At 60.0% G+C, this 19,008-nt stretch carries 23 protein-coding genes; 9 read left to right on the top strand and 14 right to left on the bottom strand.

Annotated features, from left to right (window positions below):
* Positions 1–53: 53 nt before the first annotated feature.
* Together WKV53_RS27845 and WKV53_RS27840 are read right to left on the bottom strand one after the other, a co-directional pair.
* Entirely contained in the window at positions 54–842 is a 789-nt protein-coding gene (locus WKV53_RS27845; protein ID WP_341408128.1) for an SDR family oxidoreductase, read from the bottom strand.
* Positions 843–844: 2 nt separating this feature from the next.
* Entirely contained in the window at positions 845–1,456 is a 612-nt protein-coding gene (locus WKV53_RS27840; protein WP_341408127.1) for a DUF4142 domain-containing protein, read from the bottom strand.
* Between the two features lie 242 nt (positions 1,457–1,698).
* Here WKV53_RS27840 and WKV53_RS27835 point away from each other — a divergent pair, with 242 nt between their 5' ends.
* The 7 genes from WKV53_RS27835 to WKV53_RS27805 all read left to right on the top strand — a co-directional run bounded on the left by WKV53_RS27835 (position 1,699) and on the right by WKV53_RS27805 (position 8,648).
* Positions 1,699–2,202 (top strand): YciE/YciF ferroxidase family protein, encoded by a 504-nt coding sequence (locus WKV53_RS27835; RefSeq protein WP_341408126.1) that lies wholly within the window; start codon positions 1,699–1,701, stop codon positions 2,200–2,202.
* 56 nt (positions 2,203–2,258) lie between these two features.
* Positions 2,259–3,767: an FAD-dependent oxidoreductase gene (locus WKV53_RS27830; protein WP_341408125.1), complete on the top strand. Its 1,509-nt coding sequence runs from the start codon at positions 2,259–2,261 to the stop codon at positions 3,765–3,767.
* Between the two features lie 504 nt (positions 3,768–4,271).
* Positions 4,272–4,517 carry a hypothetical protein gene (locus tag WKV53_RS27825; RefSeq protein ID WP_341408124.1) on the top strand — a complete coding sequence of 82 codons (246 nt, stop codon included), beginning with the start codon at positions 4,272–4,274 and terminating at the stop codon, positions 4,515–4,517.
* A 71-nt stretch (positions 4,518–4,588) separates the two neighbouring features.
* Entirely contained in the window at positions 4,589–6,337 is a 1,749-nt protein-coding gene (locus WKV53_RS27820) for a 4-alpha-glucanotransferase (RefSeq protein WP_341408123.1), read from the top strand.
* A gap of 175 nt (positions 6,338–6,512) precedes the next feature.
* Positions 6,513–7,016, top strand: a complete 504-nt coding sequence (locus tag WKV53_RS27815; RefSeq protein WP_341408122.1) for a DUF892 family protein — start codon at positions 6,513–6,515, stop codon at positions 7,014–7,016.
* 344 nt (positions 7,017–7,360) lie between these two features.
* Positions 7,361–8,077 (top strand): SHOCT domain-containing protein, encoded by a 717-nt coding sequence (locus WKV53_RS27810; RefSeq protein ID WP_341408121.1) that lies wholly within the window; start codon positions 7,361–7,363, stop codon positions 8,075–8,077.
* Between the two features lie 34 nt (positions 8,078–8,111).
* Positions 8,112–8,648, top strand: a complete 537-nt coding sequence (locus tag WKV53_RS27805; RefSeq protein WP_341408120.1) for a cysteine hydrolase family protein — start codon at positions 8,112–8,114, stop codon at positions 8,646–8,648.
* Between the two features lie 91 nt (positions 8,649–8,739).
* Here WKV53_RS27805 and WKV53_RS27800 read toward each other — a convergent pair whose 3' ends face one another.
* The 8 genes from WKV53_RS27800 to WKV53_RS27765 all read right to left on the bottom strand — a co-directional run bounded on the left by WKV53_RS27800 (position 8,740) and on the right by WKV53_RS27765 (position 15,487).
* Complete coding sequence (locus WKV53_RS27800; protein ID WP_341408119.1) at positions 8,740–8,913, bottom strand: hypothetical protein; 174 nt, start codon at positions 8,911–8,913, stop codon at positions 8,740–8,742.
* An 86-nt stretch (positions 8,914–8,999) separates the two neighbouring features.
* The gene (locus WKV53_RS27795) at positions 9,000–9,443 is read right to left on the bottom strand and encodes a cytochrome C oxidase subunit IV family protein (RefSeq protein WP_341408118.1); all 444 of its coding nucleotides are present in this window, start codon (positions 9,441–9,443) and stop codon (positions 9,000–9,002) included.
* A 199-nt stretch (positions 9,444–9,642) separates the two neighbouring features.
* The gene (locus WKV53_RS27790; protein ID WP_341408117.1) at positions 9,643–9,864 is read right to left on the bottom strand and encodes a hypothetical protein; all 222 of its coding nucleotides are present in this window, start codon (positions 9,862–9,864) and stop codon (positions 9,643–9,645) included.
* Between the two features lie 556 nt (positions 9,865–10,420).
* A complete protein-coding gene (locus WKV53_RS27785; protein ID WP_341408116.1) occupies positions 10,421–11,323 on the bottom strand; it encodes a hypothetical protein in 903 nt (300 codons plus the stop codon).
* A 1,813-nt stretch (positions 11,324–13,136) separates the two neighbouring features.
* Positions 13,137–13,331 (bottom strand): hypothetical protein, encoded by a 195-nt coding sequence (locus WKV53_RS27780; RefSeq protein ID WP_341408115.1) that lies wholly within the window; start codon positions 13,329–13,331, stop codon positions 13,137–13,139.
* 1,155 nt (positions 13,332–14,486) lie between these two features.
* A complete protein-coding gene (locus WKV53_RS27775; protein WP_341408114.1) occupies positions 14,487–14,852 on the bottom strand; it encodes a hypothetical protein in 366 nt (121 codons plus the stop codon).
* A 64-nt stretch (positions 14,853–14,916) separates the two neighbouring features.
* Positions 14,917–15,237, bottom strand: a complete 321-nt coding sequence (locus WKV53_RS27770) for a hypothetical protein (protein WP_341408113.1) — start codon at positions 15,235–15,237, stop codon at positions 14,917–14,919.
* A 76-nt stretch (positions 15,238–15,313) separates the two neighbouring features.
* Entirely contained in the window at positions 15,314–15,487 is a 174-nt protein-coding gene (locus tag WKV53_RS27765; protein WP_341408112.1) for a hypothetical protein, read from the bottom strand.
* 291 nt (positions 15,488–15,778) lie between these two features.
* Between WKV53_RS27765 and WKV53_RS27760 the strand changes: the two genes are divergently transcribed.
* Positions 15,779–16,000, top strand: coding sequence for a hypothetical protein (locus WKV53_RS27760; protein WP_341408111.1), 222 nt, complete (start codon positions 15,779–15,781; stop codon positions 15,998–16,000).
* A 1,036-nt stretch (positions 16,001–17,036) separates the two neighbouring features.
* Positions 17,037–17,234, top strand: a complete 198-nt coding sequence (locus WKV53_RS27755) for a hypothetical protein (RefSeq protein WP_341408110.1) — start codon at positions 17,037–17,039, stop codon at positions 17,232–17,234.
* Positions 17,235–17,311: 77 nt separating this feature from the next.
* Here the strand turns inward: WKV53_RS27755 and WKV53_RS27750 are convergent, their stop codons facing one another.
* The 4 genes from WKV53_RS27750 to WKV53_RS27735 all read right to left on the bottom strand — a co-directional run bounded on the left by WKV53_RS27750 (position 17,312) and on the right by WKV53_RS27735 (position 18,838).
* Positions 17,312–17,539, bottom strand: coding sequence for a hypothetical protein (locus tag WKV53_RS27750; RefSeq protein WP_341408109.1), 228 nt, complete (start codon positions 17,537–17,539; stop codon positions 17,312–17,314).
* Positions 17,540–17,664: 125 nt separating this feature from the next.
* Positions 17,665–17,913: a hypothetical protein gene (locus WKV53_RS27745; RefSeq protein ID WP_341408108.1), complete on the bottom strand. Its 249-nt coding sequence runs from the start codon at positions 17,911–17,913 to the stop codon at positions 17,665–17,667.
* A 12-nt stretch (positions 17,914–17,925) separates the two neighbouring features.
* The gene (locus tag WKV53_RS27740; protein ID WP_341408107.1) at positions 17,926–18,246 is read right to left on the bottom strand and encodes a WYL domain-containing protein; all 321 of its coding nucleotides are present in this window, start codon (positions 18,244–18,246) and stop codon (positions 17,926–17,928) included.
* Between the two features lie 349 nt (positions 18,247–18,595).
* Positions 18,596–18,838 (bottom strand): hypothetical protein, encoded by a 243-nt coding sequence (locus WKV53_RS27735; protein WP_341408106.1) that lies wholly within the window; start codon positions 18,836–18,838, stop codon positions 18,596–18,598.
* Between the last annotated feature and the right edge of the window lie 170 nt (positions 18,839–19,008).

The raw sequence follows: 19,008 nt of genomic DNA, 5'->3' as shown, positions 1-19,008 counted from the left end.
CAATATTTGAAGGGTGTGATGTGGTGATCAAGCGATTGCGAGGTCTGCGCGCTTCACCCCTGCAATAGCGACTGGCCTCCTTCGATGAAGATTTCGGTGCCGGTAATGTGTGAGGATGCTCCGGAGGCCAGGAACGCAATCAACTGCGCAACCTCGTCAGCCGTGCCCGGCTCGCCGTCGGTCAGTGGAACATCGCCTTCCGGGAACTCGACCGGAAGGTGAATTCCTTCCAAAGCCCGCCGTTCCGTCGAGTCGTCGATATTCGTCCGAATCGCTCCGGGGCACACGACGTTTACCCGGATGCGATCCTTCGCCAGTTCCAGGGCGGTCATCTTCGTGAACGCTACTTGTGCCGCCTTGGAGCAGGAATAAGCGGTCGCCCCTGAATTACTGAACACCCGGGTCCCGTTGATGGAGGAAACCACGATCACCGAGCCCCCCTGCAAACGAAGTAGCGGGAGGGCGAGCTTAACGGTGAGAAAAGTACCACGCAGGTTGACCGCCAATGTTTGGTCCCATTCGGAAACCTTGAGCTGGTCAAGCGGAGCCCAAACCCCGTTGATCCCGGCGTTGGCAACCACGATGTCCAGACGTCCAAAGTGCTTGGCCACGGTCGCGTAGGCGTTGCCCATCTCAAACTCACTACTGACATCCGCTGCCACCGCCAGATGGCCGTTTGCCTCGCCCCCGAGTTGTGCCAGCGTGGCTTCGAGTTCTTCTGCTGTCCTCCCGATGATCGCCAGTTTGGCTCCCAGTTCGGCCAGCGTGGAAGCGGCGGCCCGGCCAATGCCCGACCCACCGCCCGTTACCACCGCAACCTTGCCATCCAACGAAAAGTCCATATTCAGGCGAGCGTTTCTACCTCGTCCTCAGACACGGTCAGATGAATCTCGATGAGCGGAAGGGCAATCTCCGCCAGCGCCTTGAGCATCGGGTCCGCCGCCTTGTCACGCACGGTCGACATCGTCTTCCTGAGCTCCTTGTGGCCATTCACCCCGCTGCCTTCGAGATAGGCACGGTCGAACCCATCCCCCGAAGCCTTAAGATCCGCCAGAAGCTTGCGGCCTTTGTCATTCAACTCGGTGGGGAGCTTTACACCCTTCTTCTTCGCGAACTCCTCGAGCTTGGAGGCCAGGCCCTTCTGCTCCTCTGTCTCCGCCTTTGCAATCATCTTCACATCGGCTGACTTCGACTTATCGAGCGCGAGTTCGCTTGCCTGCAGCTGCATCATTCCGCCGAACGCAATTTCGTCGACGAGGGACTTGTCGCCTTTGGACAACGAGCTCGCGTCGGACTGCAGGGCTTTCAACTTCGCCCCCGCTTGCTCGTTGGCCTTAGTGAAAGCGTTGGCATCCAGCTTTCCGGGCTTGCCGTCATCTTTGGCAGAAGCGGGTAGGGACAGCGCGAGACCCACCGCGGTGAAGCCTCCGGACTTGAGAAGAAAACGTCGGGTCATGGTGGTGCGCTGTTCGCAGGAAGGATGCCTGTTCAGACCCTCTTCTTCCGCGGCTTGGTGCGTCGATGGACCGAGAACATCGAACCGGCAAATAGGCCTTGCGACCCGCTGCACCTTGCATACGCATCTCGCATTTCGCAAAGGCTTGAAGAGGTTGCGTGGCAGGCATACTCGGCCCGGACGGGCTTTCGCTGACAGGCATGACTCCTGCGGTGCGACGCGTCGAAACACGAAAACAAGCCATGCCCAAACTCAATACACTCGAAGTCCTGCTCGCCCACGAAATCAAGGATCTCTACAGTGCCGAGAACCAGCTCGTGAAAGCGCTGCCGAAGATGGCAAAGGCTGCGACCAACCCCGAACTCCAGGAAGCGTTTACCACCCACCTTGAGGAAACCAAGGTTCACGTCCAGCGTTTGGAGCAGGTGGCCGAACTCCTGGAGATCACACCCAAGGGAAAGGTTTGCAAGGCGATGAAGGGTCTTGTGGAGGAAGGCTCCGAAACCATCGAGGAGGACGGGGACGGCAACATCAAGGACCTTGCCCTGATCGGAGCCGCCCAGAAGGTCGAACATTACGAGATCTCCGGCTACGGAACAGTACGGGCGCTCGCGGAGGCCCTCGGCCTCGCCGACGTGGTTGAGATCCTTCAGACGACCCTCGACGAGGAGGGAAATACCGACCAGCTCTTAACCGGGTTGGCCGAGCAGATCGTGGCCTCCGCGCAAGAGGAAGTTGAAGAGTAATTGCGGAGCGTATCAACGACCAGCTGAGCTTTCTCTCAACGCCCTACCTTGACCGAATGAATACGGAACCGCTCTGGTTAAAGGATCATCAACCCAGTGGTTACCCTCCACTTGGATCGGACATCACGGTGGACGTTCTGGTCGCGGGTGGCGGAATCGCGGGTGTTACGGCAGCTTACCTCATCGCGAAGGAAGGATATTCCGTCGCCTTGGTCGAAAGAGGCCTGATTGGGGGCCGTGAGACCGGCCATACCACAGCGCATCTGACCTACATGACGGACACCCGATTGTCTGACATCGTCTCCGCGTTCAGCCGGGACGCCGCCAGACGGGCGTGGGAGGCGGGTCGGGATGCGATTGAGTTCATCGCAACGGCGGTGGAGTCGGAAGAGATCGACTGCGCTTTTGAGCGCGTGCCTGGCTATCTGGTTTGCGCGGAGGGATCCGACCTCAAGAAGGAATCGGCGCTATTGAGAAGTGAAGCGCTGGTGGCAACCCAACTAGGATTCCCCACCCACTTCATCGAACTGGGTCCGGTAACCCGCCGGCCCGGCATCTTTTGCGAAGGGCAGGCGAAATTCCATCCGGTGCAGTATCTTCGTGCCCTCGCTCAGCGGGCTGTGGAATCGGGCGCTCTCATTTTCGAAAACACGGAATTGGGGGAGTTTCCCGACGAAGCTGGAAAGGCTGCTGCGGGAAGTCATACGATCACGTTCAAGCACGTGTTCATCGCCACCCACGTCCCTCTGCAGGGGGACGCAAGCACGCTTGGTGCAGCTTCTTTCCAGACCAAGCTTGCCCTCTACTCCACGTATGCGGTGGGCGCGGGGATGCCAAAGGGAGCGTTGGCGCCGATGATCTGGTCGGACACCGGTGATCCTTTCCTCTATCTGCGTATCGAGCGTGGGGAGGAGACCGACTATTGCATCCTCGGGGGAGAAGATCACCGGACCGGACAAGAAGACGATACGGGGCACTGTTTCCAGCGCCTCGAAGAACGCCTTCTGAAGTGGTTTCCTGATGCCCGCCTGGCAGACAGATGGTCGGGGCAGGTTGTCGAGACTGTGGATGGACTTCCCTTCATCGGGCCAACGTCCGACCAGCAGTTCATCGCGACCGGATTCTCCGGGAACGGGATGACATTTGGAACCGCCGCAGCCCTAATGTTCCGGGACCACTTGAAAGGTGTTACCAACCCGTTTTCGGAACTCTTTTCGGCTGGCCGCAAGACCGCTTCCGCACTTGGCACATTCCTGAGCGAGAACAAGGATTTTCCGGTGCGGCTGGTCACCGACCGCCTGGAGGTGGAAGAAGGTGATCCCGAAAAAGTCGCGCCCGGTGAGGGAAAGGTCCTGGAGCACGGTGGTCACCGCCTGGCGGTCTATCGCTCTGAGAATGGCGAATTGACCAGGTGCAGCGCGGTGTGCCCACACCTCGGATGCATTGTGGCTTGGAACCCTGCCGAGGCGACGTGGGACTGTCCCTGTCACGGCTCCCGGTTCGAGGCCATGGGGAAGGTCATTGCGGGTCCCGCGGAGGATAGCTTGGAGCGGTTGAGCGGTTGAGCGGTTGAGCGGTTGAGCGGTTGATGCGGAGGAATTTATGCGCAAGCCGATATGGTGTGGACGCTGGACTAGAGGGTTCGAATGCGCTCTCGTCCTTGGACCCGCTTTCCCGGGGGGGATTACTCCGGTGGCCGCTTTCTGGCGACCGGGCCAAGTATGCGCTTGGAGCAGGCGGCCACGATCCTGAAGATCAGCCACGGGCAAGGCCTGCAATGCGATGAATGGATTGGTTGAAGAAGATGCCAAAACCATCGCTGAGGACGCGACAAAACCATCAAGGCTGTTGCTCTTATCGGCGCTGCTCAAGTGAAGGACTTATAAATCGCTGCCTAGGGCTTTTGCTGAGACGCTGGGCTTCAATGAGGTGATGATGATTCTCGAGAGCGCGCTGGATGAGGAGGCGAACATCGACAGGTTCGGACAGGCATCGCCGAATCAGAGGTGCTCTGCCCCTTGAGGGGCGCGCTTCAGTAGTGTATTGGAACCGTCATAGATTTTTTGGCCATGAATGCGGAACATCATTCTGAATCATCCAAACATCGCCCCAGTCCTGCGGAATGTGAGCCGGGGGACTGGGTGGAGGCGCGAGAGGTGCCGGAATGGGCGATCGAGGAGGATGTCCATACCTATGTGCTACCGGGTCAAGTGATGGTACAGCCCATGCAGCAGATGCCGGTCGCGGTGCCGCTGATGAGCTGGAGTTTTAGGCCCGAGAAAATGGGGGAAAATGTCGTGTGGGTGCGGCAATGAGACTGAGTATTCGAATTGTTTCTTCAAGATCGGAAAAGGTGAGGATGAACTTTGCACGATAAGTTGAAGTGATGAATGAGACTGTGTTGGATAGGCGGAGGGCGGGATTATTAGTTCCGGTGTATGCGTTGAGGCGGAGCCATGATCTTGGTATCGGCGACACCGCGGCGGTGATGGACGCGATTGATTTCGCAGCTGATCAGGGATTTTCGGTCCTGCAGGTGCTCCCTATCCATGAGACCTTCGGCGATCACAGTCCTTACAATCCGATAAGCTCGCGGGCGCTGTCGCCGGCTCTGCTGACGCTGTCGCCCGTGGAGGTGCCGGGGTTGACGGAGGTTATGCTGGAACAGGCCGCTCCCGAGTCCTGGCTTGTGCAACTGCGGAGGGGAAATGTTCGGCAGCAGGCGGTGCATGCACTCAAGACGCAAATCTTGTTGGACGCGTATTTCCAATTCAGCGAAGCGGGTTCGCCGGAGTCGCGAGAGGAGTTCGCTAGATTCCGCGCGGCACAGAAGGATTGGCTGGATGCCTATTCCCTGTTCCGTTTGTTAGTGCGTGAATATGAGGGGAACACTGAATGGGCTGAGTGGCGCCCGGAGCATCGTACCTATGAGAGTGCGGCGGGGTGGCTTCTCCAACATCCCGCGCGGGAGGGGCTGGAGGCATTGCGGAGTGGATTCGCGTTCATCCAATGGATTGGGTGGCGGCAGTGGAAAGCAGTGCGGCAGCATGCGCAGGCGCGCGGAGTGAGGGTGATGGGTGAGATGTCGTTCGGCGTGGGGCTGAACAGCGCGGACGTGTGGGCGAATCCGGCGCTCTTTGACACGGCGTGGAGTGTGGGGACGAGGCCTTTGGCGCACTTCGACACGACGCACGATGCGAAGCAGTGGGGGCAGAACTGGGGTCTGCCAGCATATCGGTGGGAGAACCACCGATCGAGCGAGTTTGCATGGTTGCGGGGAAGGATCGCGTGGGAAAGTGAGTTCTTCCACGCGTGCCGGTTGGACCACCTGCGCGGCTACTTCCGCGCGTATATGTTTCCGTGGCCGGGCGGCGCGCGTCATGTGGAATTCTCAGCGCTAACGGCGGAGCAGGCGGCGGAGACGACGGGAGGGCTACTGCCAAGGTTTGTGCCCGGCCCTGATGAGGAGCCGTCGGCGGCCGGGATGAATGAGCTTCAGGGGCGCGAACTGATCGGACAGATCATCGAGGCAGCTGGCGCTATGGATCTGGTGGCTGAAATCATGGGGGAGATGCCGGAGTACATGAGCCGGACGCTGGAAGACCTGAAGTTGGCGAATCTTTCTTTTCCGCAGCTACTCAGGAGCGCCGATGGAGCAATAATTTCGCCGGGGGAGTTTCGGGAACTGAGCTTGGTAACTTATGCGAATCACGACAATGCGCCCCTCGCGTCTTTGTATAAGCAGGCACAGGCGGAGCCCGAGAGCCGAGTGGCGGGAGATGTGCGGGCGCTGCTCGAGTTCGCGGGTTTGGAGGCGGTTTTGCCGGATTCGCTGGATGATAAATTGTTGGGGGTCCTTCAGGAGGCTCTTCTTGGGACGAGGGCCCGACTGGCGGTTCTGATGGTGAGTGACATGCTCGGGGTGCCGCTGAGATTCAACCTGCCGGGGAGTTACGGGCGGGGAACATGGAGTGATCGAATGGAACTGCCGCTGGGGGATCTCGTGCGGCACCCTGTGTATGGACCGCGGATCACAAGTGTAAGGGAGCTTATTAAGAAAACTGGGAGGGGAATGGGTGGATCAGTGGCAACCAGCCAACCGGGAACTGAACCTCGCAGGGAAATGGCCGGCTAGTATGCTGCAAATGTCATCCGTCCAAGTAGTCGGCGCATCCGATTTAACGCCGCTGCTGTATGCCTGCCCCTTTTGCATATTGCAGCGCCACGGGCGCCGGCGCTGAGGGACAACCCGTGGTTGTAGCTCCTACTCGCGGGATGGTTAATGGCACTCTCAATGCAGGGTCCAAAACATGGCCTCTCACGTCTCCACTTCAATCGACGTATTCTTCGACCAGTTGAAGGATCTCAAAAGCGCGACAGAGCAGACCGTCCAAACACTGCCGGACTTGATGCGATGGGCTTCCCAAGCGCGATTATTGGAGGCGTTTCGGGCTTATGCAGAAGCAACCAGTCGCCACCTCCGGGAGATCGTTGCCATCTTCGAAGCACACTCGAAGGAGCCGGGCGACGACCTGTGCAAGGCCGTGGCGGGACTCATCGAGGGAGGAAACACCCACATAGCCCTGGCGAATGACTCGGTCGTACGCGACCACCTATTGATCGCCCACGCGAATCGCATCGGGCATTACCTACGCGCCGCTTCGGAATTTACGCTCGGAATGGCGCGAAAGTGCGAACTGCTTCCGGAGACGGAGGTGGTGGCCGAGATGTTGGCCCGGCACCAGGACTTCACAGGCTGGCTTGCCGAGATCGCCTCCGAGGCGTTCAAAGTCGAGATAGGTGGTGTGCGATAATGAGGCTCCCGGCAGCTGGCACCCGGAATGCGAAAGGCAGAATCATATGAGTGATCCTTCGTCGACCACACCCCATCCTGAATCCGTTCCGCCTCTTTCTGATAAAGCCCCACAGGTTGAGCGGGAGTCCGCGGACCACGCATCGCGACGGGCACGAACTTCGGACCGCATCTCCGCTGCCCACTCCGAAGATGTTTGCCCCTCCATGCGCGCCCGCGAAGCCGTCGACCGCTTCTTCCACGAGAATCCGGCCGTGTCCGTGGGCCTTGCATTTGGCCTTGGATTGGCGGTTGGTCTCGCGCTCCGCATCGAACATCACTGATCAGCCCCAACCCTGCCCTTTCATGGCCCGTTTTAGCACAACAGGTGAAGCGACAATCAAGGATGTCGCGAAGCGCCACGCGTTGTCCGAGGATTCGGTGAAGCACCTTCTTGAAGCGTTGCAGCGGGGTGGGGGGGCAATGGCACAATTCCAGTGCTCCGAGTTTGGAAACGGACAGTGGATGCAGGGAGGGATGACGATGGTGGGCGACATGTTCAACCATGGCCTGAAGGCAAAGGTGAATGCGGTGCTCTCGGAGCTTGCAACGGCCATGTCAGCGCAAGAACTTTTCGATTCCACGCCCTCCGCGAAAAGTGACCCGGCTTCATCGGGGACGTGGTGGCCTTTGGATTTGGGCGTTCCCTCAAGCAGCGGATCCCAGAATCAAATGCGCTACGCGATCTTCCCGTCCCTGTGCAGGATGGCGATCGATCGCAACGGTGAAGTGACGGTCTACGATACGGGCACTCACAAGATTGGCGGCGTGAGTCAGCAGCAAGGTTCCTCCTCGAAACTTGAGTTCTCGAGTCAGCTCGGAATCTTCCCGGCGGAGAGCCTCCCTGTTATCTCCGGTCCTGGCAAGGAGAGCTTGGGCTCCGCGCAACCCGCAGAAGGGAAGCGGGATGGCATTCTGGATGTGGCGGAAACCCTCCGGAAGCTCGCAGACCTTCATTCGCAGGGCCTAATCACCGACGACGAGTTCGCAGCCAAACGTAAACAGGTCATCGACCGGATTTGAGATGGTCAGGTTACCGCGAGATTGTGCGCTCCTGGTGATCGATGCCATAAACGACTTTGAGTTTGCAGGGAGCGACAAGTTGCTGGCGCATGCGCGTCCCGCTGCTTCCCGACTGGCCCACCTGAAACAAGCTGCAAAGTCCGCCAGGATGCCGGTGATCTACGTGAACGACAACTTTGGTCGCTGGCAATCGACGTTCCATGATCAAATCGAGCGGTGCTCTTCCACCAATTGTCCCGGGCACCCCGTTGCGAGTCTCCTCCGCCCGGACAACGACGACTACTTCGTCCTCAAGCCCATGCACTCGGGCTTCTACTCGACATCACTGGATGTCCTGCTCCGGTTCCTAAAGGTTCGAACGCTGATCCTCACTGGGTTCGCTGGCGACATCTGCGTGCTCTACACTGCGAACGATGCCTACATGCGGGGCTACGAGCTTATCGTGGTGCACGACTGCATCGCTTCGGAAAGCCTTGCCGGGAATCGCGACGCCATCAAGCACATGGAATCCAGGCTGAAGGCGCGTTCGATTGCATCACGCACTCTCGCCGGCTATCTTCGGGAGGCTTGATCGAGTCGATGTTCCTCACTGTTGCCGGCAACCCCCGTCTCGTGCCGCTCTGGTAATACGGTCGAGGTGAAAACAGCGGACCCCTGCTTGCCTACTCGGCAGGCAAATCGCTACGTGCTTTTCCGTTGCCGCCATGGCGACTGCCCGGGAGCAACGTCTCTTGGCGCCCGTCCCCCTGCGGACCCTGGTAATTGGTGCCACCCTCGTTCCTCCTGCAATTGGTGAGGATGGTGACAAGCAGCAGAGTGAGTAGTTTCGTTTTCATCGCGGTATGGTTCGCGGTAAACGTGCCACCGTCGTGATCGGGCAGTTCACCCGGGCGCCGGAGAAGAAATCACGACGGTCGTTTGGCTACGGCCCCACCCACTTGTCAGGCTTGGGCGTCGTATCGGTTTGGGGGAATGGGCCCCGCGATACCGGCACGCCGCCCTTGTCGGGCTTCCGCTCGCCGTGAAAGAAGTAGGGGTCTCGGATGCTGTCGGCTTCGGCCAACATCGTGAAAGCGATCATCCCCGCGCAGTGCACGAAGGCGAGCCCGACGAGCCAGTAAACCAGGCGCCGCTCGTGGTTGAGATGCATGAAGATCGCGGCCACCAGCGACGCCTTGATGGTCGCGATCAGCAGCCCCAGGCACATATCGGCGGTATCGAAGCCGTGTTTGCCGACGTCCAGCCACGGGACCGTAGCCACCGCAACTGTCGCAGCGGTTCCGCAGAATAGCAGCAGACCCACGAAGGCGTAGAGCCGCAGCGTTCGGCGAACGGCTTCCTGATTGGAACGAGCTGGTTCTGTCATGAGCGTGCCCTCGCGAAACCCGTGCCATGGCGCCGGCCCTCTCACGAGCGTGTCGCCTGCTTACTCTTGCCAGAGTGTCGTTGCGCGATTTGCAGAGGAGAACCGCACCCTGCAAACGCGTCGATGTGCAGCGCCGCTCGTGCTTGGAGAGCTCGCGCGCCGCGTTTTCGAGAGCCTTCACAACAATCACTCCGAGATCCTAGCGAAATGGGCGGAATGCTTCAATGACCGTGCGATGCGCGGCGGCTCCACGCCGTCGCTGCACGCCCGCGGTGCTGCCCACGATCTCAATCCCGACACCAACGCCAACTGGCATCGCGTCGAGCATCGTTGTGGTCGTCGTCATCTGGCGGCAGGCGGGCAACCCGACCGACCTCGCGGCCGGGATCGAAGAAAACAGGTCGAAGACCGTGGAGGCCATCGCGAAGAGCGAGGAAGCTCTCGCCACCGCCAACGGCCACAACGAGAAGATCGCCACCGCGGCGGAACTTGCCCAGAAGGCGTTGGAGATCGCGCCAGGGAGGTTCGCCCCAATAAGGAACTTCCCTACACCGGGATCCGGGAAGCGATTTCTTCGGGAAAGAGAGTGCCTCGGTATGCCTACCCGCAATGACCGACCCACCCATTCCTTTCGACGAGCCCCGGTTGGCACCCGAGCAATCTCCCGACAAATTGCCCCCAAAGCTCCTTAGCCCCGAAGTCAAGCAGGACTCGGCAAGTCCCGGCCCAGCGGATTCGGCGCCCAAGAAGAGCGCAATTTCTGCGACGTCCGCGCCGAGCGACGCTCCAGGCGAGCCGCTCTGGCAAAGCTGTGGTCAAAGCCGACCAGGCCCAGCAGGAGGAGGAAGAGGCAGGTTTCATGGAGCCGCTGTTAGCAAGGACGCACTGGCACGCCCATTACCTGGGTTCGGGAAATCGCAGTGGGCTTATTGACGCGGGCAAAACCCCATCCTTTTTGGGATCGCTCGGCCAACGCGTTACTTTGCCTCGTCATCCACGCCGCCGGATGGGTCGATGGCGCCGTTGGGCCCTCCCTTTCCCTGTCCGGGGTTGGAAGAGTCCACGCCGTCTAGGTTGTTTCCGTGGCCGTTGTTCGGGTGCTTGCGGCTCAGCGTTACGAGCACCACTTGATCCTGATAGTCGAAACACGGCGAACTCAAGTTCGTCTGGGCCAATTCCATCACGAGCAGGACGCTGAGAGGTCCGATGTTCACCTTGAAGTTCGAATCGATGTAGGGCTTGAGATACGCCGCCATCGCGGCCTGCCCTTGGAACTTGGACTTGGTGGGAAAGGTATCCCCCTTGACCAGCGCAACGACTTGGAGGTTTCTGCTTCGAGTCGTGTAGAACGGGCTCCAGCCAGTTCCCACGACGAAGCGCCCTCCAAGATCGACGGGTTGGCCGGCGTTGACCTTCTTGATGAAAAGCTGCTTCGAAGAGTCGACGTTGGCCAGTGTGCCGTAGAACAGTTGATCGTAGGGCGCGCCGTTTACGCTGACACGGAGGTCTGTCGCGGCGGATGCGCTGCTGTTGCCCTGGCAGTTGGTAACCCCCGTGCCGATGATCTGGACGGTAACATAGGAATCGACGGTGGGAACGATTGTCCCGGGCGGATTGATGTAGGCCATATTTTCCGCGCCGTCGCTGTCGCCACTTCCATTCCCGTTGCCGCTGTTGCCAGTCTGTCCGCTCCCAATGCGGGCAGGGTGGACGACGGACCAGGTAAGGGTGGGCTTCGTGCCGGTCTGAACGATGGTCGGAAATGCCGTCATGGCACCGGCAGGCACCGCAGGGTCCGCAGTCTGCGCGGTAACGGCGAAGGGTGTTAGAAAGGACGCGACGAACAGGAGGGCAGGTGTGAGGATGCGTGGAGTTTTCATGTATGGGAGGTGTGGCTCTCTCGCGCATGAACGTGGCCCATGCGGAGGCCCCCCAATTTCTCAAAACGGCCATTAAACCCAATTACGCGATGACGCAGGGTGGAGGAAATCCACCTGTGCCGGTGGCGGGTGATTCCATCTGCGTGCTGATCCACGTACGCCGACGCTGCTCATCGGGACATCACGAAGCAGATCGAATGGAACACCCGCGCATTAGAGAGTGGCAGTGAGCTAGTCGAGGTGAGCAGGCGTATGGCGCGGCGCGTGCGAAGGAGCCGTCCTCCATGAGCGATTCAGCGCCTCCGAACTTTTTAGGCTACGCGGCCATATTTGACTACGCCGCAACACCAGAAGTCCACAAAGGGACAGTGAATGCCGAGCTCCAAATCGCCGGGTTTGCGCGTCCAAGAAACCTACCTAACGTGTGGATTTGCAAAGGTCGGCACACTGACCTCAGGGCGGCTCGCGTCGCCTTTCGTGATATCTTCCACGCCTGCGGGATAGAGCTGCCCCGGGCGATCATCATCCCCTTCCATGATTTTTCAGAGTTACCTTAGAGACCACGGCGCACGCGGAGGTCACTCGGGCCACCCGTCGCATGACCTCGCGTATCCTGTGGCAGATTTCCCAGCGATTGGAAACGCGACCCCTCTTCTCCATCGCCGCGGGATCACCGGCGGGATAGACCAGCCCCGTCCAGGGTCTCCGGCGCGTCCAGTGCACGCACCGCCGGTGACGGGCCGGAGGCTCTGCGGCATCCATACGTGCGCTCCAGATGCGCCAGCCGCTTCTGCAGATCCGCAAGACCGTCAGCGATCGATTTAATGGTCCGGACCAACTCAGCCGGCTCGGGAATGGGTTTCGAGCTCATCGTTCGCGAATAGCAGGAAGCTGGTTAGAAAGCGAGGAATTCAGAGATCGTTTGCCCCAAGGTCGTAAGCTGCCATCCAGATTGAACCTCCGCGCTACCCTCCTTCAATGCCACCCCGCCCCATCTACCGCTGGAAGAGCTTCTGGCTCGGACTTTTTGTCGCCTGTTTCTCGACGTGGGCTTGGTGGGACAGTTACCGCAACTTTTCCGCCTTGAACGTTTCTTTGAGACGTCAAACGCTTCACCTTCATATTACCCGCGCTCAGGGCTCGACCTATTTCGACTCCGGGGGAGGCGTGGGGCCTCTGTTCTATCGCGATTCGCTGGGCGCGGCGCTCAAGGGAAGGGTGCTGGAAGCAGAGTGGCGCAGGTTGGGATACCGTTTTGTGAGAGTCCGCGACTCCCTCGTATTCTCTTCCTTTGTCGGGCTATGGACCGCCTTCCTCGCGTGCCGCTGGCGGCGGATGAACCGGCTTAGCTCTGCACCCTCCTGACAAGCGGCATGCAATTCGCGTAGAGCCGACTCGAAATTTTCGGGTCATCATCCGCTTGCGATTCCGCGGATGTGGCGCAGTTTCCTACGGCGGTTAATGCGGTATTCGTTGATTGGTGCCCGTGGCTGAAGCGTAGTAGGCCACGGGCATTCGCCTCACGACTCCCGGTCTCCGATCACACCGGGCTGGCGGTCGCTTTCAGAAGAGCAACGAAAGGAATCGAGTCGAGGTTCTCGACCGCCGGCGATTTCGCCGGCCCATTCGAAGCGGAAGCAGAGGTTGATCTGGGAACGGAACGAACTTCAGTGGCGGGGCGTCGCTGAAGTCGAGGCCTTCGGCGGGATTCGGAGTCATGACATCGGGGGATGCGTGGCGATGAGAACTTCCCGCGCAGGCTCACGCCATTACGTGATCACGGGAGGGGGGGCGGCGCATGCCGCCGGGAACATCAATCAAGGAGAAGCAGGGCAGCCCGAATGATCCGCGCGCTTCCTTCAAAGTCGCCGAGACCGGCGGCCTGCCACAAAGCTTCGGCCAGCAACTCGTCGGGTTTGTCGGGGTGCATTGAGCGGAGAGACCTCATGGATCGTTCGTTGGCGCGGAGGAATTCGTCCTTGGAAAGGACGCCGGTGGGAAATGTCATCGAATGTAAGGGGTTGCGATGAGGCACGGCGCGGATCCGTGCCCCATCGCGGCTGGGGGGGAAAAAACGTGCGTAGAATGCCGTAGGTCGGTGGCGGCCGCACTAAGGGTTTTGCCCGGGTCTCAAGTACGCGATTCACCTAGGATAGTCGCGATTTTCCACCTATTAGCGCAAGCTTGCTTCACCCTTCCCTCCCGTGCGAACCCTCACGTGCCTTCTCTGGGGAGAGAACGCATAGGATATCCCGCCAGCCTCGGGGCTGGCGGGATTATGCTTTCCCGGTCTTTGCCACTTTGCGTTCCGAGATTCATCGCCGCCGATAGCTTTTGATGGCCGGGCGGACTGACAGGGGCCGGCGCTCCCTCGTTCATCGCGAAGGCTTCGCGCGCGTAGGCTGGCGGCATGGGAAACGCCTTTGCCCGTAGGAGCCGCCTTGCCAACGCGACGCGAGACGCTGGTGACCGCGCGGGTGGTGCCGGTCTCGAAAGCGAGAGCACCCTCGTGCGCCCGCCTGCGACCGCCTGCTTGAGATCTTCAATGGCGTGCAAAAGCCGCAGGATATTGCGAGCCCGTTGGAGGGCGCGTCGACTGGCAACCTGTGAATTGCCTCCATGCCGTCCGCGTGAAAGGCCGGAACTTCTTGAGCGCCCAAGGTCTTGCTGTTAGGGGGCGTGGTATGTCGGGCGACGTTCCTCCCACTCAGTCAGGCCAGACGAGCCGCGGGTACCTCCCGAATGCCCGGGTTTCCATCTGGAGGGGGAAGCCCCCAATGGCGGTGCGGCTATGCAAAGCGGCTTTCGCCTTCATGCCGACCTCCCGCGGCGATCGACATTGCTCGGTCGTGATCGCTAAAAACTTGCAAGTGGACGAAGCGACGCACCTCACGGAAAGCGACCTCATTTATCAGGTGACCTTCGAAGGGATAATTCGGGAGAAGCGGCGCACTCTTGCTGTGTTCCATCTGGTGAGGCCTGCATGCCCGCCCGTGGGAGAGAGGATCGATCCGAAGAAATGAGCGGGTGACGGGGCAGTCCGTGCGAGTGAGTGAAGCGACGGGCGGAGGACCGCAATTAACACGAACCCTCCAGACCCCGCCGCTCCGCTGCAATGGTGGCGTCACCCTTGCTCCGCACAAGGCCAGCTCGAGGGGCCGCGCTATCTCGGGGACCCCTCAAGCCAAGCCTCTGCCTCGCCTTCCGACTGACAAATGTGGGCATTCAGGCCTTCTTCAGCTGCGACCAGCAAACCGGTTTTCTCGGGACAGATGTGCTCCGGACGAGCGACCATCGCCACCTTGAGCCCGGTGCCGGCAGTCGACCATCGGCGAACCGCCCATCGACGGAAGGCAGGACCCGGGCTCTCGAAGCCGGTCAAGGCGGTGATGCTGACGAGCACCTCCTTCAATCCGCAGGTCCGCGCGTGATCGAGGGCGGCGCTGATCAGGTCCGCCGCTTGCCCTGCTGACACGGCCCCTGACGGCCGGAAGATCCCACGATGATCTTTCGCTTGGAAATGATTCATGGATTCGCAGGTGGTCAGATCCCGATACTATATTGCAACCCGTCCGGGATCAATCCGTGCTTCGTCACGGGAGGTCCTTGCACCATCCTGGCACCGACCACCCGTTGCGCCTCAGGATGTGAGCAAGCTCCCGGGCCCGCAACGCTACCGCCGCTGTTGTCGTGAACGACGCGCGGATCTCGCGCAGTTCCCGGAAAGCCAGGTCGCGGAAGAGTGGATCGCCCTCGTTGACCCATTGCCCTCCAACCGTGAGATACTCCAGGCCGCATTCGATCGCGCTCCGCGCGATGAGCCAGCGGCGGCCATCACTTTCGATTTCCACGAGCCCGTCACGGGCTGATGGGTTGAGCACGAGTCCAGCCGCACCCGGACGCAATCGTGGCACGGCGTCAGAGGGGTAGTCCAATCTCACCCAACATCGCTGCCCCTTGGCGATGGGGATCTCCCGCGTCTCGGGCATGTCAGCTCCTGCTGGCGAAACCCTGCTTCTCCTCCAACGTCGACAGACGCCGGTTGAGGTCCTGCATGCAGGCGAACAGTCCGCGGAGGATCTGCGCCAGCCTCTCGGCATTGGCATGGGGAAGGGCTTCGAGCTCAACAGCCAGCAAGTTGGCGAGTTCGTCATTGGGGAGCATGGGGCGTCCTACTACCGGCTTGCCCCACCCCCGTTCAATTCCCTAGTGAGCGATTGAAAAAAATGCGGTCGTACTAAGAACCTCGCGTACATTTGCCCGTGCAAAATGCCGGAAAATTAGCTCAGGCTTGCCACTGTAATTTTGTGGAAAATCCGGCACCGAGTAGTATTTTCGCGCACCCATTCATGAAAACTCCTGAACTCTCTCCCACGGGGCTCAGTAACTCTGAGGTTCCGCAACGTTTCGCGAGCCGGATCAGCAAAAAGAGAGCAACCGCATTTTGGTTCTCCCATGAAAACTTCTGATTTTCCGGAGGAATTCGGTCTACTCTACAGGCTCCGCCAGAGCCATCCGCTCACGCCTTACTCCGCGCTTCTCGATGCCTTTCACTTGGCCAGAAGCATTCATCCGGAAGGCAGCTTGGACGACATCGAAATGATTGCATCCTCCATTCTGGATAGGACAGCCGAGAACTTCAAAGGCTCGTCGGGCCCGAGTGTGCCCGCGAGCTGAATGGCGGATCTCTCGGATGAAATTACCTAATGATCCCATCGGAAATAACGAAGGGTGTTCGAGAGGTTTTTTCTGGAACGACCCGACCCCCGCAGCTGAAACAAGATCATGAACTCGTATCTACGGAGAAACGGGGCGCGCATGTGCGACGTGATTGAGATCCTCCTCCATGAGGGCGGAGAATTGGTATTGATCACCGACAAGCGAGTCGCGGCTACGGCCGACGACCACTTCGAATTGGTGAAATCCCAGCTGACACTTCCGGTGTCCGTTCGAGGCTGCCGGGTGGCAACGGACGGCTGGGAGACGCGATGCCAAATTGTTCCCGCAGCATCACAAGAATCAGGCGACTCTCGCGAGGCGGGGTAGGCCACATCACGCGGCGCGCATCCGGCGCCCCTGCCGGGAAAAGCCCTCCCCGGCGACGGGAGGGCCCCGGGTGCGGTAGCCACCCGGCGGAGTTGCTCATGACAGGGAACAACAAGATTGGCGGGCGGTTGCTCCTCAAGCAAATTTGGGGAGATGCACTGTTGATCGATCCATGGAGCTTCGCGCGCGTTCCCCCCACGGGGCTGGGGCGGTCAATGCGATCGCGCCGGCGCCATGCAACCGATGGGTTGCGCGTTGTCTTGCAATTCCCCGTTAGGTCCCCCAAGGTGCCCCTCGTTCCCTGGGGGGAATAAGACCTCGCTAGCCTCCGGGCTGGCGAGGTCGAAGCTTTTGCCGTGTTGGCCGTCCGTTGACAAACGCCCTCGGCTGAATATCGAAGCCCTCGTGCCGAGGATTAGAAAATGGGGCGCTTTTGAGTGGTTGCTCTTCGCTGCAGTGGTCTGCACTGCGGCCGTGGCGCTCTATCTCTTCGTTCGGTCACTACCTTGAGATCGGGATCGGGCATCACGCGCAGTTGAGACGCCGGAGCGGCCTTCTTCCAGGATAAGGCGTGTGCAGGGCCTTCACGGGACAGGGAAAATCCTTACAACAATGTCGGGATAACGTCTGCTGGGTACTGCGCGAAACCCCGCTACCATGAACGCCAATGAGCGATCCACCCATTCCATCCGACGGAAACCCGCTGGTCCCCAAGGATGCCGTCGAAGCTCCGCCAGAGAAGCCGGCGCTGGCTTCCAAGGAAGAACCAGCAGGAGTCCCCGCCCCCGTCGCGGATTCCCCGCCGGGTCTCAGCGCTGGCCTGCAGCTTGGGCAACCTGAGGCGCCCAGCGAGCCCCTTTGGTGACGTGCGGGGTGAATGGGGCGGATGCAAACCAGCCCATACCTCGGCATACGATGGCGTCAGGAATGCCAAATCGGGCGTTACCCCTCGAAGCGGCAGGTGGTTTCCCACCCTTCATTGGTGACCATGGACCTGATGATGCTGACCCGGAAGCGGACGTCCGTATTGGAATATTCGAAAACATCTCCGGGCATCGCCAGCACTCGCTTGTCGGTGAGGATAACGAAAGCAGGAGGCGACGAGTCCAACGACACTGGCTCGCCAGCATCGCAAAACTTCAGGCCGTTTTTGAGGAGGGTGGGCTTCAAGGCGAGGCATCGCAGCACAGCCCTGAATCCTGAGACAAGCCGGGAGTGTCTGCGCAAACCTGCGAATTTTGCAGGGTCATGCTATGGGCGCACATCGGCGATCCGTTCCGCTGGTGGAACGTCCATTACGTCTCTCGCCTCCAGATCGCTACAGGTTCGCCAGCGGGGTCCAAGAAGTAGCTTCCCATGAAAGTCCACTTCTCAGGCACTCGGGCAGCGGACGACGAGAAGATCGAGGCGTTGACCGGACTTGGCGGGGTGAAGGTCTGCTTCACGCGGTCCGTCGTCCACTCAGGCACGCTCGAGGCGAGAACGAAGTCACCGACAGGGCAGTTTTGCCGGAGATGCTGCTGCGCTAGCTCTCGGGTGCGCATGGCATGCTTCGCTTAGTTGTTCTGCTTGCGGGCCGGCATGAAAGCGAGCGTATCGACCGTGGCGATCTGTGGATGCCTCGGATTGAAATCGGGGCGAAAGATATCGATAGCCCCCACTGTCTCCAATTCCTTGATCAGAGCATATCGTAGCAGCCGCCACTCGCCGGGCTCGATGCACCACGCGATGATGACGTAGGCGCCGGTCTTCCTGGCCTGCCCCAACAGGTAAAAGTCAGCGACGATTTTTTCTCGCAGGTAATTGAACGACATTCGGCGTCCTTTGGTGATGGCGGCGCGGATGTCTCCCAATGAAGTCGGAATCGTTGTGGCCATAAGCGGGTGAATTTTTCACCTCAATGACGGGCACGCTACGTCTTTTTTACGAGGATTGGCGGACCGCTATCCGGGATCTTCATCGGAACTACGGTAAGGTGAATTATCAGGTGGTCCTCCGCCCCATGAGCACACAGCAGCCGTTCCCGGAGGAGCTGAGCCTTCGTTTCAGACTCCGCGAGAAACACCCGGCTTACTTGTATTGAACTGCTGAATGCCTTTCACCTGCCCGCACCATCATGCCTGGAAGGATCTTGGCAGATCCGGAGACGATCACATCCTACGTTTTGGAGACAACGTTCTGCAGGGAGCCTGAAGTGCAAACCGCTGAGTACGATCGAACCGGTGACTAGGAAATTTCGCTGACCTTGAAGCCGCGCACGTCCGGTGCCCTTTCCAGAAGCCCGCGCTTCTTCAAAAGCCACGGCAGGGTCCGCGTGCCCGCGTCAATTGGTTCGCGCACACCGTTGCCGGCTCGCGGCGGCTGCCCGAACAATTCCTGATAGACGAGATCCTCCCACACATGGCCGTCATTCTTGCGGGCTAGCTCGAGAACGGAGCGCCGGAGGTGGCCGAGCTTACGGAGGTCCATGAGCCGGCCCTACAGCCGGAGGAAAGGGAGCCGATTAGTGCGCATCCCCCTCCTGTCTCGTTGCCTCGCAACCGCCGGGGGCTTGACCCCATTCTTCAAACGTTTGCTTCGCAGCGTATTCTTTCCACGTCGTTGGCCCTCCGTTTTGACCGCTTCCGTGGCTGGGCGGG

The organism is Luteolibacter sp. Y139 (genome assembly GCF_038066715.1).
GTDB lineage: Bacteria > Verrucomicrobiota > Verrucomicrobiia > Verrucomicrobiales > Akkermansiaceae > Haloferula > Haloferula soli.
This window is presented reverse-complemented; position numbering and strand designations above follow the sequence as displayed.

Excerpts from the sequence above, each read along its gene's own strand:
- WKV53_RS27825 (WP_341408124.1), top strand. The coding sequence starts at position 4,272 with ATGAATGCGGAACATCATTCTGAATCATCCAAACATCGCCCCAGTCCT.
- WKV53_RS27845 (WP_341408128.1), bottom strand. The coding sequence starts at position 842 with ATGGACTTTTCGTTGGATGGCAAGGTTGCGGTGGTAACGGGCGGTGGG.
- WKV53_RS27790 (WP_341408117.1), bottom strand. The coding sequence starts at position 9,864 with ATGGCCTCCACGGTCTTCGACCTGTTTTCTTCGATCCCGGCCGCGAGG.
- WKV53_RS27775 (WP_341408114.1), bottom strand. The coding sequence starts at position 14,852 with ATGAATCATTTCCAAGCGAAAGATCATCGTGGGATCTTCCGGCCGTCA.
- WKV53_RS27830 (WP_341408125.1), top strand. The coding sequence starts at position 2,259 with ATGAATACGGAACCGCTCTGGTTAAAGGATCATCAACCCAGTGGTTAC.
- WKV53_RS27835 (WP_341408126.1), top strand. The coding sequence starts at position 1,699 with ATGCCCAAACTCAATACACTCGAAGTCCTGCTCGCCCACGAAATCAAG.
- WKV53_RS27760 (WP_341408111.1), top strand. The coding sequence starts at position 15,779 with ATGAAAACTTCTGATTTTCCGGAGGAATTCGGTCTACTCTACAGGCTC.
- WKV53_RS27820 (WP_341408123.1), top strand. The coding sequence starts at position 4,589 with ATGAATGAGACTGTGTTGGATAGGCGGAGGGCGGGATTATTAGTTCCG.
- WKV53_RS27815 (WP_341408122.1), top strand. The coding sequence starts at position 6,513 with ATGGCCTCTCACGTCTCCACTTCAATCGACGTATTCTTCGACCAGTTG.
- WKV53_RS27780 (WP_341408115.1), bottom strand. The coding sequence starts at position 13,331 with ATGACATTTCCCACCGGCGTCCTTTCCAAGGACGAATTCCTCCGCGCC.
- WKV53_RS27740 (WP_341408107.1), bottom strand. The coding sequence starts at position 18,246 with ATGGCCACAACGATTCCGACTTCATTGGGAGACATCCGCGCCGCCATC.
- WKV53_RS27810 (WP_341408121.1), top strand. The coding sequence starts at position 7,361 with ATGGCCCGTTTTAGCACAACAGGTGAAGCGACAATCAAGGATGTCGCG.
- WKV53_RS27735 (WP_341408106.1), bottom strand. The coding sequence starts at position 18,838 with ATGGACCTCCGTAAGCTCGGCCACCTCCGGCGCTCCGTTCTCGAGCTA.
- WKV53_RS27800 (WP_341408119.1), bottom strand. The coding sequence starts at position 8,913 with ATGAAAACGAAACTACTCACTCTGCTGCTTGTCACCATCCTCACCAAT.
- WKV53_RS27765 (WP_341408112.1), bottom strand. The coding sequence starts at position 15,487 with ATGCTCCCCAATGACGAACTCGCCAACTTGCTGGCTGTTGAGCTCGAA.
- WKV53_RS27785 (WP_341408116.1), bottom strand. The coding sequence starts at position 11,323 with ATGAAAACTCCACGCATCCTCACACCTGCCCTCCTGTTCGTCGCGTCC.
- WKV53_RS27745 (WP_341408108.1), bottom strand. The coding sequence starts at position 17,913 with ATGCGCACCCGAGAGCTAGCGCAGCAGCATCTCCGGCAAAACTGCCCT.
- WKV53_RS27795 (WP_341408118.1), bottom strand. The coding sequence starts at position 9,443 with ATGACAGAACCAGCTCGTTCCAATCAGGAAGCCGTTCGCCGAACGCTG.
- WKV53_RS27755 (WP_341408110.1), top strand. The coding sequence starts at position 17,037 with ATGAGCGATCCACCCATTCCATCCGACGGAAACCCGCTGGTCCCCAAG.
- WKV53_RS27840 (WP_341408127.1), bottom strand. The coding sequence starts at position 1,456 with ATGACCCGACGTTTTCTTCTCAAGTCCGGAGGCTTCACCGCGGTGGGT.